Source organism: Paenibacillus aestuarii, from assembly GCF_027789125.1.
Taxonomy (GTDB): Bacteria; Bacillota; Bacilli; order Paenibacillales; family NBRC-103111; genus Paenibacillus_E; species Paenibacillus_E aestuarii.
Window position 1 is genome coordinate 175356 of the sequence record NZ_JAQFVF010000027.1, and the last position, 15436, is coordinate 190791.

The window sequence follows — 15436 nt, forward strand, 5'->3', positions numbered from 1 at the left end:
AAAGGCTGTGTATGTTCCTGAGCGAAAGGGATAGTATCGATAAGCGGGGGTGAGCGATGTGCTGCGGTGGTCGTGCCTGGAGGTATGTCGATGAAATATGCGCTCTGTCCGCTATCCCTATGGCTCAGAAAGGGTTAAGTATCTCCTGAGCGAAGGGGATAGTGCCGATAAGTGGAGGTGAGCGATGTGCTGCGGTGGTCGTGCCTGGAGGTATGTCGATGAAATATGCGCTCTGTCCACTATCCCTTTGGCTCAGAAAGGGTTAAGTATCTCCTGAGCGTAGGGGATAGTGCCGATAAGCGGGGGTGAGCGAGGTGCTGCGGTGATCGTGCCTGGAGGTATGTCGATGAAATATGTGCTATGCGCACTATCCCTTTGGCTCAGAAAAGAATGTGTATGTTCCTGAGCGAAAGGGATAGTATCGATAAGCGGGGGTGAGCGAGGTGCTGCGGTGGTCGTGCCTGGAGGTATGTCGTTGAAATATGTGCTCTGCCCACTATCCCTTTGGCTCAGAAAGGGTTAAGTATCTCCTGAGCGAAGGGGATAGTGTCGTGAAATGGGATATGGAAGGTACATGTGGTGAGTGGCCAAAGGGTCGCGTATCTTCTGAGCGAAAGGGATAGTGCCGAGAGGCAAGCGGCAAGTGTTACGTCACACAAAAAGCATAAAATATAAATGTAAAAAATAGGTTGTAGCCGAACCATTCATGTAGTATGATCTAATTAAAGAACGAATTAAGCGCTTAACTCCTAAAAAGATTAAGCGTTTTTAATTAAGGGGATTAAGCGCTTAACCTATTGTATCCAGTTGATAACCTATTTCATCTGTAAAAGGAGAGACGTGAAATCTATGAGCACGATCCGACTCACGATGGCACAGGCACTGCTTCGCTTTTTAGACAATCAGTACATATCGGTAGATGGTGTTGAAACGAAGTTTGTTCAAGGCGTGATGGGCATATTCGGTCATGGGAACGTAACCGGCATTGGCGAAGCGTTGGAGCGGAGCGCCGGGTCATTGACGTATGTGCAGGGCAAAAATGAGCAAGGCATGGTGCATGCGGCGGCGGCTTTCGCGAAGCAGAAGAACCGGCAGCAGATTTACGCCTGCACGACATCGATCGGTCCAGGGGCGCTTAATATGGTGACAGCGGCTGCGACGGCGACGGTGAACCGGATTCCGGTGCTGCTCCTGCCTGGTGACAACTTTGCCTCGAGACAGCCGGACCCGGTGCTGCAGCAGCTTGAAAATGTAAGCGACTACACGGTGGCCGCAACGGATGCCTTTAAGCCGGTCAGCAAATTCTGGGACCGGATTGTAAGGCCTGAGCAGTTATTGACGGCTGCAGCTCAGGCCATGCGTGTGCTGACCGATCCGGCGGAGACAGGATCGGTGACGTTGGCGCTGCCACAGGATGTGCAGGCTGAGGCTTATGATTATCCACTTTCCTTTTTTGCCAAGAAAGTGCACTACATCGACCGCCGCCCTGCAGCTCCGGAGGCGGTGGAACGGGCGGCGGCACTGCTGCAGGGCAAGCGCCGGCCGTTGTTGATCGCCGGAGGCGGCGTGCTCTACGCGGCTGCGACCAAGGAGCTGGCTGCCTTCGCCGAAACCTTCGGCATTCCGGTTGCCGAGACGCAAGCAGGCAAAAGCGTGCTGCCCTGGAACCATCCGCTGCAAGCTGGCGCCATCGGCGTAACCGGTTCGCTTGCGGCCAACAAACTGGCGCAAACAGCGGATGTAATCATCGGCGTCGGAACGCGCTACTCGGATTTTACAACGTCGTCGAAATCGGCGTTCGGGCATCCGGATGTTCAATTTGTTAACATCAATGTTAGCGCTTTCGACTCCGCGAAGTTAAACGGCGTATCGATCACTGCCGATGCCCGGGAAGCGCTTGGCGCGCTGCAAGCGGCTCTTATGCAAGCAGATTACCGGGCCGGCTACGGAGCTGGGGAGATCGCTGCATTGAAGCAGGAGTGGGACGCAGAGGTCGACCGCTTGTATGCGCTGCAGCACGAAGAAGGGCTGGCCCAAACGCGTGCGCTTGGCGTCATCAATGAAACGATTGACTCATCATCGGTCATCGTGTGCGCAGCAGGCAGTTTGCCGGGCGATCTGCATCGCTTGTGGAGACCTGTGGAGCCGAAGACGTACCACATGGAATACGGTTTTTCCTGCATGGGTTACGAGGTGGCCGGCGCGTTCGGCGCAGCCATCGCGGAGCCGGGGCGTGAAGTTTATGCGCTGGTAGGCGACGGTAGCTATTTGATGATGCACTCGGAGCTCGTCACGAGCTTGCAGGAAGGGCGCAAATTGACGGTCCTGTTGTTTGACAATCACGGTTTTCAATGCATTCATAACCTGCAAAGAGGGCATGGCAGCGACGGATTCGGCAACGAGTTCCGTTACCGCTCTGAAGATACCGGCCGACTAACAGGCAGCTATTTGCCGATTGATTTTGCGGCGCATGCCCGCAGCTTGGGAGCCAGAGCCTATAAGGCAAGCTCGGCGGAAGAACTTCAGCAAGCGCTAATTGCCGCTAAGAACGAGACGGTTACGACACTGATCGAGATTGCCGTCGTCCCTGGCACGAACACGGGCGGCTACGAATCCTGGTGGAATGTTGGCGTACCGGCCGTATCTGTCAGTGAGAAGGTCGTTCAAGCGCATAAGGATATGCAAGAGCGAATCGATGCTGTTCAACTTTTTTAAGCTGAATTTGGTTAAATCTTCATGGACGAATAGGGGGATGCAATCATGGCAGAGCTGCCGTTCAAATTAGGAATTCATCCGATCAACTGGGTCGGGGAAGATGTCAAGGAGCATGGGGCGGATACGACATTTGAGCAAATTGTGGACGATATCGAGGCGCTAGGCTTAATCGGAACAGAGATGGGGCGCAAATTCCCGGCTGACCCGGAGATTTTGCAGGCAGAGCTGGCAAAGCGGGGGATCCAACTGGTTTCGCAGTGGAAGTCGGTGTTATTCTCTGATCCGGCGTACCGCGAAGCTGAACTGGAGGCGTACCGCAAGCATGCCGAATTTTTGAACCGAATGGGCGGCACGGTCATCTCGACGTGCGAGGTGGGGGGTTCGCTGCATTTTGATCCGCGCCGTACGCCTAATGAGAAAGAAATTATCCCGTTGGACGAAGCCGGCTGGCAATCTCTTGCCGAGGGCTTGAACGCCGCCGGTGCCATCGCCAAGGAGTACGGCTTGAAGCTGACCTATCATCATCATGGCGGAACGGCCGTCGAGCGGCCGGAAGAGATTGACCGCTTGATGGAGCTGACAGATCCGGAATTGGTGCATCTGCTGTTCGATACGGGCCATGCCTACTATGGCGGTGCGGATCCGCTAGCTGTGCTGCGCAAGCACTATGACCGGATTGCCTATGTTCATTTAAAAGACGTGCGGCAAAACGTGCTCGCAGAGGCTCGCGAAGAGCAGGCGGATTTTGTGACCTGCATCCGGAAGGGCGTTTTTACAGTCCCAGGCGGGGACGGCTGTATCGATTTTGCCCCGATCATCGGCGAGCTGCTTGAGCGCGGTTACAGCGGTTGGGCGATGTTCGAAGGAGAACAAGACCCGGCAGCGCATCCTCCTTATGAATATGCTCAACGGGCGATGCAACATATTCAATCCTTAATCTCTCATGAAAGCAGGTAGAGACATGACCTATGTAAACTTTCCTAGTGATAAGCTGCTTGATTTTGTAGCAATCGGACGTTTGTGCATCGACTTGAACGCCAATGAAATTAACCGGCCGATGGAAGAAACGATGACCTTCACCAAATATGTCGGCGGTTCGCCGGCGAATATTACGATCGGCATGTCCCGTCTGGGGCTGCAGACCGCTTTCATCGGTAAAATCGCCAATGATCAAATGGGACGTTTTATCTCCGATTATTTGCGCCGCAATAACATTGACACGGCGAATGTCGTGACTGACGATACCGGTGCCGTGACGGGTCTGGCTTTTACAGAAATTAAAAGCCCGACGGACTGCAGCATCCTCATGTATCGCGACAATGTGGCGGATCTGCTGCTCACTCCGACAGAAGTGAACGAAGAGCTAATCGCACAAACGAAGGTGCTGCTTATTTCGGGAACGGCGCTGGCCAAAAGTCCTTCGCGGGAAGCGGTGTTTCAAGCGCTGCAGTATGCCAAGAAGCATGGGGCTGTGATTGCTTTTGATTTGGACTACCGCCCGTACACGTGGACTTCGCCGGAAGAGACAGCCACTTACTACAATTTGGCCGCTGAAAAATGTGACATTATCCTCGGCACGCGCGAGGAGTTCGATATGATGGAGCGTTTTGAGCTTAACCCGACGCACAGCGATGAGATTACGGCTGCCAAATGGTTCGACTATAGCGCCAAAATCGTCATTATCAAGCACGGCAAAGACGGCTCAATCGCGTATACGCAGGATGGCATTGGCCATCGCGCCAAGAGCTTCCCGGCCAAAGTTGTGAAAACGTTTGGCGCCGGAGACTCCTACGCCGCAGGCTTCCTGTACGGAGTGATGCAGGGCTGGACGCTGGAGAAAAGCATGGAATTCGGCAGCGCAGCCGCATGTATCGTCATCTCCAGCCATAGCTGCTCCGATGCGATGCCGACGGCCGAGCAAGTTCACAACTATATCGAACGCTGCAATCGCGGTGAAGTGACCGCATCTTGATCGAGAGGGGATACTAACGATGACTCAAGTATTGAAAAATTTAATCGGAGGCCAGTGGGTGGACTCCTTATCGACGGTAACCGAAGCCGTCATGAATCCGGCGACAGAAGAAATCATTGCTTATGTGCCTCTGTCCACAAAAGAAGATGTCGCACGTGCCGTGCAGAACGCCAAGGAAGCATTCGCAACTTGGAGCCGCACGCCAGTTCCGCGCCGTGCGCGCGTGCTGTTCAAGTACCAGCAGCTGCTGGTTGAGCACTGGGAAGAGCTGGCCCGCCTCGTTACCAAAGAGAACGGCAAAAGCTACACGGAAGCTTACGGCGAGGTGCTTCGCGGGATTGAGTGCGTCGAGTTTGCCGCAGGTGCGCCATCACTCATGATGGGCAAACAGCTGCCGGACATCGCTTCAGGCTTGGAGTCGGGCATGTATCGCTATCCGGTCGGCGTTGTTGGCGGCATCACCCCATTCAATTTCCCGATGATGGTGCCATGCTGGATGTTCCCGCTGGCGATTGCATGCGGCAACACCTTCATTCTGAAGCCGTCGGAGCGCACGCCGATGCTGGCGAATCGCCTGGCTGAGCTGTTCATGGAAGCCGGCTTACCTGAAGGCGTGCTTAACATTGTGCATGGTGCACATGACGTGGTGAATGGCATTTTGGAACATAAAGACATCAAAGCGATCTCTTTTGTAGGCTCTCAGCCTGTCGCTGAATATGTGTACAAAACGGCTTCTGCACACGGCAAACGCGTGCAGGCGCTGGCAGGCGCTAAAAACCATTCGATCGTGATGCCGGATGCGGATCTGGATTTGACCGTGAAAGAAATTATCAATGCTTCCTTCGGTTCAGCGGGTGAGCGCTGCATGGCTTGTTCCGTCGTGGTCGCAGTCGGCGCAATCGGCGATGAGCTTGTCGAGAAGCTGGTTCAGGCAGCGAACAAACTGACAATCGGCAACGGCAACGACGAAGGCATTTTCCTTGGACCGGTCATTCGCGGGTCCCATAAAGAGCGTACCTTGAAATATATTGAAACCGGTGAAAATGAAGGCGCGCTGCTGCTCCGTGACGGTCGGAAAGACGTGGCTTCTGAGGGTACCGGGTACTTCGTCGGACCTACGATTTTTGACGGGGTGCAATGCGGCATGAAAATTTGGGAGGACGAAATCTTCGCTCCCGTGCTGTCCATTGTCCGCGTGGCGACACTCGAAGATGCGATTGAGCTGGCGAACCGTTCCGAATTTGCCAATGGCGCGTGTATCTTTACCGATAGCGGCAGCAACGTGCGGCAATTCCGCGATACGATCGATGCCGGCATGCTTGGCGTTAACTTGGGCGTTCCTGCGCCTATGGCGTTCTTCCCGTTCTCCGGCTGGAAAAAATCGTTCTACGGCGACCTGCACGCCAACGGTACAGACGGCGTCGAGTTCTATACACGCAAAAAAATGGTCACAGCCCGCTGGTAGCCGGCGATCGATAAGGAGAGGAAGGCATGACGCTCGTTTCTATGAAAGCGATGCTGCACAAGGCGCTGGAAGGCAGATACGCCGTCGGGCAGTTTAATTTGAATAACCTCGAGTTCACTCAAGCCATTTTGCAGGCTGCGCAGGAAGAGAAGGCGCCGGTTATTCTAGGCGTAAGCGAAGCTTATATCCCGTATATGGGCGGCCTCCCCTGCATTGCCGGCATGGTGAAGGCGCTGATCGACTATTATGGGATTACGGTTCCCGTCGCGCTTCATTTGGATCACGGCTCCAGCTTCGAGGTATGCATGAACGCGCTGCACGCCGGGTTCACCTCGGTGATGATCGACGCTTCGCACCACTCGCTGGAGGACAACATCTTCGTCACGCAAAAAGTGACGCAAGTTGCGCACGTCCTCGGGGCTACGGTCGAAGCGGAGCTCGGCCGGATTACCGGACGTGAAGACGATCTTGTCGTCGATGAAGCCGAAGGCATGTACGCCGTACCTAGCGAGTGCGTCCGCCTCGTCATGGAGACGGGCATCGACTGTCTGGCACCGGCCCTCGGCTCGGTGCATGGCCCTTATCGCGGTCAGCCGAAGCTGGGCTTCGACCGGATGGGCGAAATTCAGCGGCTGACCGGTCTGCCTTTGGTGCTTCACGGGGGCAGCGGTCTGCCGGATGAGGAGATTCGCCAAGCCATCTCCCTCGGCACCTGCAAAATCAACGTGAACACGGATAATCAAGCCGCCTGTACAGCAGCGATTCGCAGCTATCTGCGTGAGCATCCGCAGGCTTATGATCCGCGCAATTATTTAATTCCGGCTCGCGAAGCCATTCGCAATACCGTAAAAGCCAAAATCCGTTTGTTCGGAAGCTCGGGAAAAGCGGGAGGAGACAAATAAATGAATACGATAAAGATCGGTATTATCGGCGCAGGGCGCATCGGCAAAATTCATGCTGACAACTTGCTGCGCATGAAGCAAGTGGAGGTCGTCGCCGTTAGCGATTTATTCGCAGGACCCGAATTGGAAGCTTGGGCGGCTGAGCGCGGCATCGAGCAGGTAGTCAAAGACAGCAATGTGATTATGGCCAATCCGGACATCGATGCGGTGTTCATTTGTTCTTCGACCGACACGCATGTGCCGTTGATCAAGCAGGCAGCGCAAGCCGGCAAGCATATTTTTTGCGAGAAGCCTGTCAGCATGGACATCAAGCAAACGGAAGAAGCGCTGGAGGCTGTGCGCGTCGCAGGCGTGAAGCTGCAAATCGGCTTTAACCGCCGATTTGACCATAATTTCAAGCGGGTGCGCGAGCATGTGCAGGCGGGAACGATCGGTCAGCCGCATATCGTCAAAATTACCTCCAGAGACCCGAATCCGCCGCATCCGGATTATATTAAAGTGTCCGGCGGCATTTTCATGGACATGATGATTCATGACTTTGATATGGCTCGCTACGTTTGCGGCAGCGAAGTGGAAGAGGTTTATGCCCAGGGGAATGTGCTTATTAACCCGGTTTTTGCCGAGTATGGCGATGTGGATACTGCGATTGTAACGTTAAAATTTTCCAATGGCGCATTGGGTGTTATTGATAATAGCCGCCAAGCGGTATACGGCTATGATCAGCGTGTGGAAGTGTTCGGTTCAAAAGGCAGCGTTGCCGTCACCAACGATCATCCGAACACGGCTGAAATCAGTACGGCTGAAGGCATCGTTCGCGACAAGCCTCTGCACTTTTTCCTTGAGCGCTACCAAGCTGCTTATGTGGAAGAAACACAGATGTTCATCGATAGTCTGCTGCACGGCAAGCCGCTTCCTGTGGAAGGCAATGACGGCTTGCAGGCGGAGCGCATGGCTCTTGCTGCGAAGCTGTCCAGCCGCTTGGGCCGCCCGGTGAAAATCAGCGAAATTCACGAGCTGGAGGAGACGCTGCAATGTCAGAGCTAATTGTTAAACCAACACAGTCGGCGAACGAGGATGGCATCGTATTAAGCGTTACGCCGGCGTCTGCCGGATGGGAATATGTCGGTTTTGAAGTGGCGAAGCTGACGGAAGGGCAAGTTCTGCGGCGGGAAACAGGCAGGAACGAGGTATGCGTGGTGCTGCTCAGCGGCAGGGCGGATGTGGAGACTAAGCGTGAGAAGTGGCAGGGAATCGGGCTGCGGATGAGCGTGTTTGAAAAAATCCCACCGTATTCGGTGTACGTGCCGAATGAGGATTTCTATGAGATCCGTGCGCTTAGTGACATCGAGTTGGCCATTTGCTCCGCTCCCGGCCACGGCGGTCATCCAGCTCGCTTGATTGAACCGGCGCAAGTAGGCGTGGAAACGCGCGGTTACGGCAATATGGAGCGGCAGATTCATAATATTTTGCCGGAACAGGAGCCTGCGGACAGCTTGTTGGTTGTCGAGGTGTTCACACCTAACGGTCACTGGTCCAGCTATCCGCCTCACAAGCATGACAAGGCCAATCTGCCTGACGAGTCATTGCTCGAGGAGACGTATTATTATCATGTCCAGCCTGAGCATGGCTTTGCGATCCAGCGCGTTTATACGGACGACCGCTCGCTCGATGAGACACTGGTTGTGCGAGATGGTCAAACTGTGCTCGTGCCGAAGGGCTACCATCCGGTCAGCGCGCCTCCAGGCTACGACGTGTACTACTTGAATGTCATGGCTGGACCCGTTCGTACATGGAAGTTCCATAATGATCCTGATCACGAATGGTTAATGCCGAAACCGAGAAAATAAGTCATCATTCGACACCGCCAGGTTGCAACTTCAAAGCGAAGCCAGCATAATAGAAGGTAAAACGTTCCAAAAAGAGGGAAGCTGCAGCTGCGGGGGAGACTTATGAAAGCAACGATATATGATGTGGCGCGCGAGGCAGGGGTTTCCATTGCGGCCGTATCGCAAGTGATTAACGGTAAAGGTAAAATTAGCGAGGAGCGGCGTAACGAAATTTTTTCCGTTATGGAGCGGCTGAACTACCGGCCAAGCTTGATCGCCGCCGCACTTACAGGGAAAAGAACATATACGCTCGGGTTACTGGTTCCGGATATTTCCAATCCATTTTTCGCCGAAATCGCTCATGCGGTCGAGGATCAAGCGCACCAGCGGGGCTACAGCCTCGCGATCTGCAGTACGCATAACGATGATGAGCGAATCGAGCGTTACTTGTCGTTGCTCCAGCAAAAAAGCGTCGATGGCTTAATCATCGGAACCGGCATGGACAATGTGGAACTGCTCGGCCCGCTTATCGAAAAATCGGTTCCCATCGTCTCGATAGCCCGCGAAACGCTAAGCTCCCACGTGGTGCCTGTGCTCGTAGGCGACTTTGCAGGGGGCTGCATGGCCGCCCAGCATCTGCTTCAGCTCGGCCATACGCGCCTTGCGGTCATCGCGGAGAATCTCAAGGTCAGCAGCAGCCGGGAGCGGATTCGCGGCTTTCGTCAGACCTTGGAAGCCGCAGGCTTAGCGCTGCCGGAGACCTGGGTGCTGGCAGGCGGCAACGATCTGCTGCAGGAAGGCAAACGCAACGCCATGATGCTCCTGCAGCAGACAGTTCGTCCGACCGCGCTGTTTTGCTGCAATGATCTGCTCGCCATCGGCGCCCTGCAGGCGGCCAAAGAGCTCGGTTTCCGCGTACCCGAAGATTTGTCGATCGTCGGCTTCGATAACACCATTTTAGCCTCAGTCACGGATCCTCCATTGACCACCGTTGCTCAGCCAATCGCGGAGATGGGTAAGCTTGCCGTTAATCTGTTGATCGAAGAACTGACCAAAGTAGGGACCACATCTAACGTGCAGCGAACCGTCATCGAGCCCGAGCTGGTTGTGCGTAAATCAACGGGGACGATCAGCTAAGATCGTCGATCAAGGCATCTTCACTGGAGTCGAGATGATTCTCTTTTTCAATCAGTACTTTATAGCCATGGTCGATAAATACATCCGCAAATCTATATAACTCATTCGTGTCTTTAAAAGAAAGCTCAATCGTTTTCTGGTCGCTGTCAATGACATATATTCTGAACAAGGGCAACACCTCACATACAGGATACAAGCCCTACATTATATGTCATGATTTTTTTAAGTATGCCTGTTGCGAAGTGTATATAAATAGCTGAAGCGGACATAATAATTTTTGTCGGTGAAACAAGCGAGGTGTTGTTCCGTTGGACAATCAACGTAACAAAATCAGGGAAGGTGTTATTGAATCTATATAAAAGCGAGGAGATGTGCCGCAGAACTCATTGTGTAGTCATGTACTGCAAAGTGTGATGAGGTTACGCTCAAAGCCAAGTAAGATTCATGGCCAAAGTACCAACAATTCTTTCACCGGCAGGGAACCCCGTAAGGGGTTCTTTTTCATTTATAAAAAAGCGCCGCCCGCAGATAAAAATGTCAATGTTGGCTGTGATCCGAAGAGCCGGACGATGTATGATCAGGGGGATCGTTTTGTCCATCATGCAGGATAACCCCCAGCAAAAATAAAGCTACGATGATCAGCCATAGCATTTGGCTCATACGATCCCCACCCTTTTTACAAGATGAGATCAGTTTAGCAAAAATGGAAAAAGATTTCTGTTTGAAAACAAACAAAATTGCGGAATTTTATAGAAATTTGTCGGTATTTCCTATACTCAGCCACTTATTGCAAGAAACTTGCTTCTATAAAGACTCCATAAAGATAATTCGATCTAAATTGGCTAATGGTCCCTCAGGCATGGATAACAACAGATCCAGATCCGTGTAAAAGTAATTGTGAGAAAGCTATTGGCGCTAACGTTCAGGGTTAAAGGCAATACGCTGAAAACCATCACCCGTGTCTTCTGAGCAAGGGGATGGTGGGCAGAGTGAACGGGAACGAGCTTAGGCAGTGGAATGGCGCCGTGAAAAGAAAAAATCCCTGTATCGCAGCAGCTATTAAACAACAGTTGCGATACAGGGATGAAACAGGATTTTAGAACAATTCACTGATAATCATTTGAACGAGGAGAATAGGCATTACGGCCAGACCCAAAAAGGCGAATAGGAAGCCTTGTAGAAATGCAACTACATTTCTCATCATCATGGAACATTCCTCCCTTGGTCTGATTTTCAGAATAGAGTAGGAATGCTAGTAGAATGAAAACGAGTTTCCTATAGTATATTATTTCCTTTAAAAGAATATGAAACGGATGGTTCGCGGACAAGTTGTAAAAAATTTATGGGGTGCTCATTTGCAGCAACTCGCTAACGGAAACAAGCTCATAGCCTTCGGCGCTTAGCTTCTGCACGAGCATCGAGACGGCTGCAATCGTTTGCGAGCGGTCACCATAGCCATCGTGGAACAATAAGATGCTGCCTGGCTGAAGGGTCTTCAGCGTCACGTCGATGATGTGCTGAACGCCCGGCTGCTCCCAATCGCGTGCTTCGCCGTTCACGGCTCCGATGACCGGATAGCCGAAGCTCGCCGCAGCGCGTTCCACCTGCTCATTACAATCCAAATAAGGCGGGCGGAATGTCCGTGATTCAGCACCGGTGATGGCCTTGATCAGCTTCTGGGTGCGCAGCAGCTCGTCCATTCGCTCTTCCTCACTTAGCTTCGTTAAATAAGGGTGGCTATAGGTGTGGTTGCCAATCTCATGGCCTTCCGTGTGCACGGACTTGGCGATGTCGGGATATTTTTCAATTTGTTCACCGATCATGTAAAAGGTAGCTTTACCCCGAGCATCCTTAAAAATATCCAGCACCTGTGGTGTGTATAACGGATTAGGCCCGTCATCGAACGTAAAAGCGACTGCTTTTTGGCTTATTGTCAATTGGTGTATGATCATTTCGCTAACAGCTCCTTTCATAGCCTTATTTTACCATCTGGGGCGCGGGGCTGCATAAAAATAATAGGCTATCCCCCAGGGATAGCCTATTGCTTACGCGTGCGGCTCAAGTACGAGCACGTAGCCGCGAGTTCCGTCCAGCCGGATGCGGTCGCCGTCGCGGATCAACTGTGTTGCGCCGTCGATGCCGACGACGGCGGGGATGCCATACTCACGCGCCACGACCGCGCCGTGCGTCATCAGGCCGCCGACTTCCATGACGAGCCCGACGGCGGAATGAAACAATGGCGTCCAGCCGGGGTCGGTGAAGGGCGCGATCATGATCTCGCCCTTGTTCAGCTTTGCCTCCTCCGGACGCATAACGATGCGGGCGATGCCCTCCACGACGCCGGCCGAAACCGGCGTGCCGAGCAGGGCGCCGGCTGGCGCGTCAGTCATCTTGCGCCGCCCCGTAATGATCTCGCCGACACTTGTCATCAGGCGAGGAGGTGTAAGCGTCCGGTACCGTTCCAACTCCTCCTTGCGCTGGCGGAGCAGCTGCGGAAGCGTCTCCGGACGCTCGCCTTGTGTCAGCCTTAACAGTTCATCCAGGCTGACAAAGAACACGTCGTCCGCCTGCGCCAGGACGCCAGCTTCAACGAGCAGCGCGCCTTCCGCCAGCAGCGCCTCCCGGATGATGCCAAAGTTCTGCATCATCAAATATTTGGGGTGCTCTCGCAGCGCCATAAGCGCACGAAATGCACGAAGCAGCCGGCCCATCAGCTTCGCCTTGAACCAGCCCAGCGGCTGCTTGCGGAGCCGCGCCAGCAAGTCGCGGCCCGCTGCCTCCGCCTCCACAGCCCCTTGCGCAAATTTCACCCGGTGCTCACCGGGCTGCATGCTGCGCATATGGCTGTCAATCGACGGAAGCAGCGTGTTCGGGTCATCGCGCCAGCGCGGCCGCGTGATATCGATTTCGCCCGGGCAGCGCATCCCGTACAGTTTCATAAAATGATCCCATGCCTGCCCGAACACATCGCCGCCGTGAACGTGCCGCAGCTGCTCGCGGAATGCAGCAGGCTGGCCGTGCCGGATCAGCTCGATAACCTCCGGATACGGCCGTGCGGTATCGGCCAGATCCCCGATCATCAGCCCCATCTCGCTCGTCACATTCCCTTGCAGTCCGCGGTTCAGCACATGCGCGACGTCCGCGTCGCCCAGCCAGCGGACAGACAGTGCGTGAAGCATTCGGAAGGAGATAATGCCCGGAAGCGGGTACGGCAGCAAGGCGGGGAAGATGTTCAGCATTAAAGAGCCGATATGTTCCTGCAGCCGCATGATCCGTTCCGGCCCGGATAAGCCGGCGAGCCTGCTTGCTCCCAGTTGCAGCGATTGCTTCATGTAAGCGCTAACCTTTTGTTCGGCTTTTGAAAGATCCGCAACCCATAGATTTCGCATAGAGCGAAGCAGAATCGGACCTACGAAACGGGCGATTCCCTTTTTCAATCCGGGCGCTTTCGGCAAATGACGGATAAAAGCATCCTGCTGCACATACTCTTCAGCGCCGATCGCCATCAGCTCATCGATATTGTAGAGCAGCTTGGGAAATAAGGTGCGGGCCGGCTGCAAAGTGAACAGCTTCGTAATGTCTACAAACATGCGTCCGCCGGCAGCGGAAGTGAACCTGCTTTCCGCCCGGAGCGTCGGCTTGCCAAAAGGCAGCAACGTGCGAAGCACCGACAAGCCCATCGGCTTCATAGCGTCGGTCATCATCTGCTGGTGACCGAAGGACAAGAACAGATGCGGGCTTTCGCCTGGACCGAGAGGATCGGTAACGCGCGCGAGCGGATATAGAGAGGTGATCGGCCGGCTTTGGACGATATAGAAGCGTCCCTGGGCATAGCACCACTCGATATCCTGCTCGGAGCCGTAGTGCGCTTTGATTTGTTCGCCGAGCTTCGCCAGCTCCAGCACCTGCTCAGCGCCGAGCGCCTCGCGCTCCTGTTCGGACTCGGGCAGATCCTGTGTCACGGTACCGCCTTCGGGCAGACCGTAGATCGCCAACTTTTTGCGGGCGATTTTTTTGCTCCACAGTTCGCCTTGACGAACTTGGTACAGATCCGCAGAGACGAGGCCGGAGACGAGCGCCTCTCCCAAGCCGAAGCTGGCATCGATGGAAATCGTGCCGCGATGGCCGCTGATAGGGTCCGCCGTGAACATGATGCCGGAAACCTCCGGAAAAACCATTTGCTGCACAACGACGGACAGGAGTACGGCGCGGTGGTCGAAGCGGTTTTTTGCCCGGTAAGAGATGGCGCGGTCTGTGAAAAGTGATGCCCAACAGGCGCGAATGGCCTTCAGCAGCTGCTCGTCGCCGCGCACATTTAAATACGTATCCTGCTGTCCAGCAAATGAAGCGGTCGGCAAATCTTCCGCCGTGGCGCTCGACCTGACCGCATAGGCCTGTGCAGCTCCGCAGCGGCGCCAGCTTTCCAGGATGGCAATTTGGATATGGCCAGGGATCGGAACCATAGCGAGGTGTTCCCGGATGGTCCGGCCGATGGCGGCTATCTCTGCCAGCTGATCCGCCTGAAGCTGATCCAGCTGCTGAAAATACGCTGACATGGCAGGGCTCTGTTCGAGAAAGGCGCGGAACGCTTGCGTCGTGACGCAGAAGCCGGACGGCACAGGAAAGCCTGCCTGTGTCATCTCTCCCAAGTTGGCGCCTTTGCCCCCGACGAGCGGAAGGCTATGTTTATCGATCTGTCCAAAATCCAGAACATATGGATTCATGGCAAACACACTCCTTTGTACAGTTAGTCTATGCGGAGCCCATCCAAAAACAACGAAAACAACGTGTCGGCCACCTGCATGATCGGTGCTTCGTGCTTAGCGGCAAAATCGGGCTTCACAATGTGCTGGATGCATTCCAGCATGATCGCAGTGACGAGACTTGTATCTACCTGGCGGATACGTCCGGCTTGCATCGCCTGCTTGAGCAATTGCTCAAGAAACATAAGCTGACGGCTGCGAAACATCTCCAGCCGCGTCCACAGACGGGGGACGTACTTTTGAATATCTTCCAAAAAGAGCGGGTGAAGCTTTACGATTTCATTCTTGATATGTTCGAAAGTCGTCTGCAGAATTTGCAGCGGATCGCCGCTGCCTGCTTGCTGCATGCGCTCGGCAATGCCGGATGCAATCGCTTGTAAGGTTAGATCCAGCACCGCTTCGGCGATTTCCTCTTTACCGCTGAAATATTGATATAACGTCTTTTTGCTCATGCCCAGCCTTGTAGCCAGTTCGCTCAGCGTGACGTTTCGATAGCCTTTGGAACCGAAGAGCGCGGCGGCTTCATTGAGAATACGAATTTTTACAGCATCATCCATAACATGCCCTCCAAAAAATGCCCCATAGAGAATAGGGGTCCTGAGGAAACTGAAAAAGTTTTCTTGGTTTCCACATTGTACAGCATCACATCTTTATCG

Annotated in this window: 13 protein-coding genes; 8 read left to right on the forward strand and 5 right to left on the reverse strand. The window is 54.0% G+C overall.

Annotated elements, in window-relative coordinates; all coding sequences use genetic code 11:
• Positions 1-849 precede the first annotated feature (849 nt).
• From iolD to O9139_RS13360, 8 genes are all read left to right on the forward strand, one after another.
• Positions 850-2715, forward strand: a complete 1866-nt coding sequence (iolD, locus tag O9139_RS13325) for a 3D-(3,5/4)-trihydroxycyclohexane-1,2-dione acylhydrolase (decyclizing) (RefSeq protein ID WP_270879970.1) — start codon at positions 850-852, stop codon at positions 2713-2715.
• A 45-nt stretch (positions 2716-2760) separates the two neighbouring features.
• A complete protein-coding gene (gene iolE, locus O9139_RS13330) occupies positions 2761-3672 on the forward strand; it encodes a myo-inosose-2 dehydratase (protein ID WP_270879971.1) in 912 nt (303 codons plus the stop codon).
• Between the two features lie 4 nt (positions 3673-3676).
• A complete protein-coding gene (iolC, locus tag O9139_RS13335; protein WP_270879972.1) occupies positions 3677-4687 on the forward strand; it encodes a 5-dehydro-2-deoxygluconokinase in 1011 nt (336 codons plus the stop codon).
• Positions 4688-4706: 19 nt separating this feature from the next.
• Positions 4707-6152, forward strand: a complete 1446-nt coding sequence (locus O9139_RS13340; RefSeq protein ID WP_270879973.1) for a CoA-acylating methylmalonate-semialdehyde dehydrogenase — start codon at positions 4707-4709, stop codon at positions 6150-6152.
• Positions 6153-6178: 26 nt separating this feature from the next.
• Positions 6179-7054: a class II fructose-1,6-bisphosphate aldolase gene (gene fba, locus O9139_RS13345; RefSeq protein ID WP_270879974.1), complete on the forward strand. Its 876-nt coding sequence runs from the start codon at positions 6179-6181 to the stop codon at positions 7052-7054.
• Positions 7055-8098, forward strand: a complete 1044-nt coding sequence (gene iolG / locus O9139_RS13350; protein ID WP_270879975.1) for an inositol 2-dehydrogenase — start codon at positions 7055-7057, stop codon at positions 8096-8098. It abuts the gene before it with no gap.
• On the forward strand, positions 8086-8901 hold the full coding sequence (gene iolB / locus O9139_RS13355) for a 5-deoxy-glucuronate isomerase (protein ID WP_270879976.1): 816 nt from the start codon (positions 8086-8088) through the stop codon (positions 8899-8901). Before iolG ends, iolB begins: the two co-directional genes overlap by 13 nt.
• Before the next feature lie 102 nt (positions 8902-9003).
• Positions 9004-10017 carry a LacI family DNA-binding transcriptional regulator gene (locus O9139_RS13360; protein WP_270879977.1) on the forward strand — a complete coding sequence of 338 codons (1014 nt, stop codon included), beginning with the start codon at positions 9004-9006 and terminating at the stop codon, positions 10015-10017.
• On the opposite strand, the gene O9139_RS13365 is transcribed toward O9139_RS13360, so the two are convergent.
• The 5 genes from O9139_RS13365 to O9139_RS13385 form a co-directional block, all read right to left on the reverse strand.
• On the reverse strand, positions 10010-10186 hold the full coding sequence (locus O9139_RS13365) for a hypothetical protein (RefSeq protein WP_270879978.1): 177 nt from the start codon (positions 10184-10186) through the stop codon (positions 10010-10012). The two genes, O9139_RS13360 and O9139_RS13365, sit on opposite strands and share 8 nt — an antisense overlap.
• Positions 10187-10554: 368 nt before the next feature.
• Positions 10555-10677, reverse strand: a complete 123-nt coding sequence (locus O9139_RS13370) for a hypothetical protein (RefSeq protein ID WP_270879979.1) — start codon at positions 10675-10677, stop codon at positions 10555-10557.
• 680 nt (positions 10678-11357) lie between these two features.
• Complete coding sequence (locus O9139_RS13375) at positions 11358-11969, reverse strand: polysaccharide deacetylase family protein (RefSeq protein ID WP_270879980.1); 612 nt, start codon at positions 11967-11969, stop codon at positions 11358-11360.
• 93 nt (positions 11970-12062) lie between these two features.
• Positions 12063-14741, reverse strand: a complete 2679-nt coding sequence (locus O9139_RS13380) for a phosphoenolpyruvate synthase (RefSeq protein ID WP_270879981.1) — start codon at positions 14739-14741, stop codon at positions 12063-12065.
• Positions 14742-14764: 23 nt separating this feature from the next.
• On the reverse strand, positions 14765-15337 hold the full coding sequence (locus O9139_RS13385; protein ID WP_270879982.1) for a TetR/AcrR family transcriptional regulator: 573 nt from the start codon (positions 15335-15337) through the stop codon (positions 14765-14767).
• Between the last annotated feature and the right edge of the window lie 99 nt (positions 15338-15436).

Excerpts from the sequence above, each read along its gene's own strand:
- iolG (WP_270879975.1), top strand. The coding sequence starts at position 7,055 with ATGAATACGATAAAGATCGGTATTATCGGCGCAGGGCGCATCGGCAAA.
- O9139_RS13340 (WP_270879973.1), top strand. The coding sequence starts at position 4,707 with ATGACTCAAGTATTGAAAAATTTAATCGGAGGCCAGTGGGTGGACTCC.
- O9139_RS13380 (WP_270879981.1), bottom strand. The coding sequence starts at position 14,741 with ATGAATCCATATGTTCTGGATTTTGGACAGATCGATAAACATAGCCTT.
- iolD (WP_270879970.1), top strand. The coding sequence starts at position 850 with ATGAGCACGATCCGACTCACGATGGCACAGGCACTGCTTCGCTTTTTA.
- O9139_RS13370 (WP_270879979.1), bottom strand. The coding sequence starts at position 10,677 with ATGAGCCAAATGCTATGGCTGATCATCGTAGCTTTATTTTTGCTGGGG.
- O9139_RS13360 (WP_270879977.1), top strand. The coding sequence starts at position 9,004 with ATGAAAGCAACGATATATGATGTGGCGCGCGAGGCAGGGGTTTCCATT.
- iolC (WP_270879972.1), top strand. The coding sequence starts at position 3,677 with ATGACCTATGTAAACTTTCCTAGTGATAAGCTGCTTGATTTTGTAGCA.
- fba (WP_270879974.1), top strand. The coding sequence starts at position 6,179 with ATGACGCTCGTTTCTATGAAAGCGATGCTGCACAAGGCGCTGGAAGGC.
- O9139_RS13375 (WP_270879980.1), bottom strand. The coding sequence starts at position 11,969 with ATGATCATACACCAATTGACAATAAGCCAAAAAGCAGTCGCTTTTACG.
- iolE (WP_270879971.1), top strand. The coding sequence starts at position 2,761 with ATGGCAGAGCTGCCGTTCAAATTAGGAATTCATCCGATCAACTGGGTC.
- iolB (WP_270879976.1), top strand. The coding sequence starts at position 8,086 with ATGTCAGAGCTAATTGTTAAACCAACACAGTCGGCGAACGAGGATGGC.
- O9139_RS13385 (WP_270879982.1), bottom strand. The coding sequence starts at position 15,337 with ATGGATGATGCTGTAAAAATTCGTATTCTCAATGAAGCCGCCGCGCTC.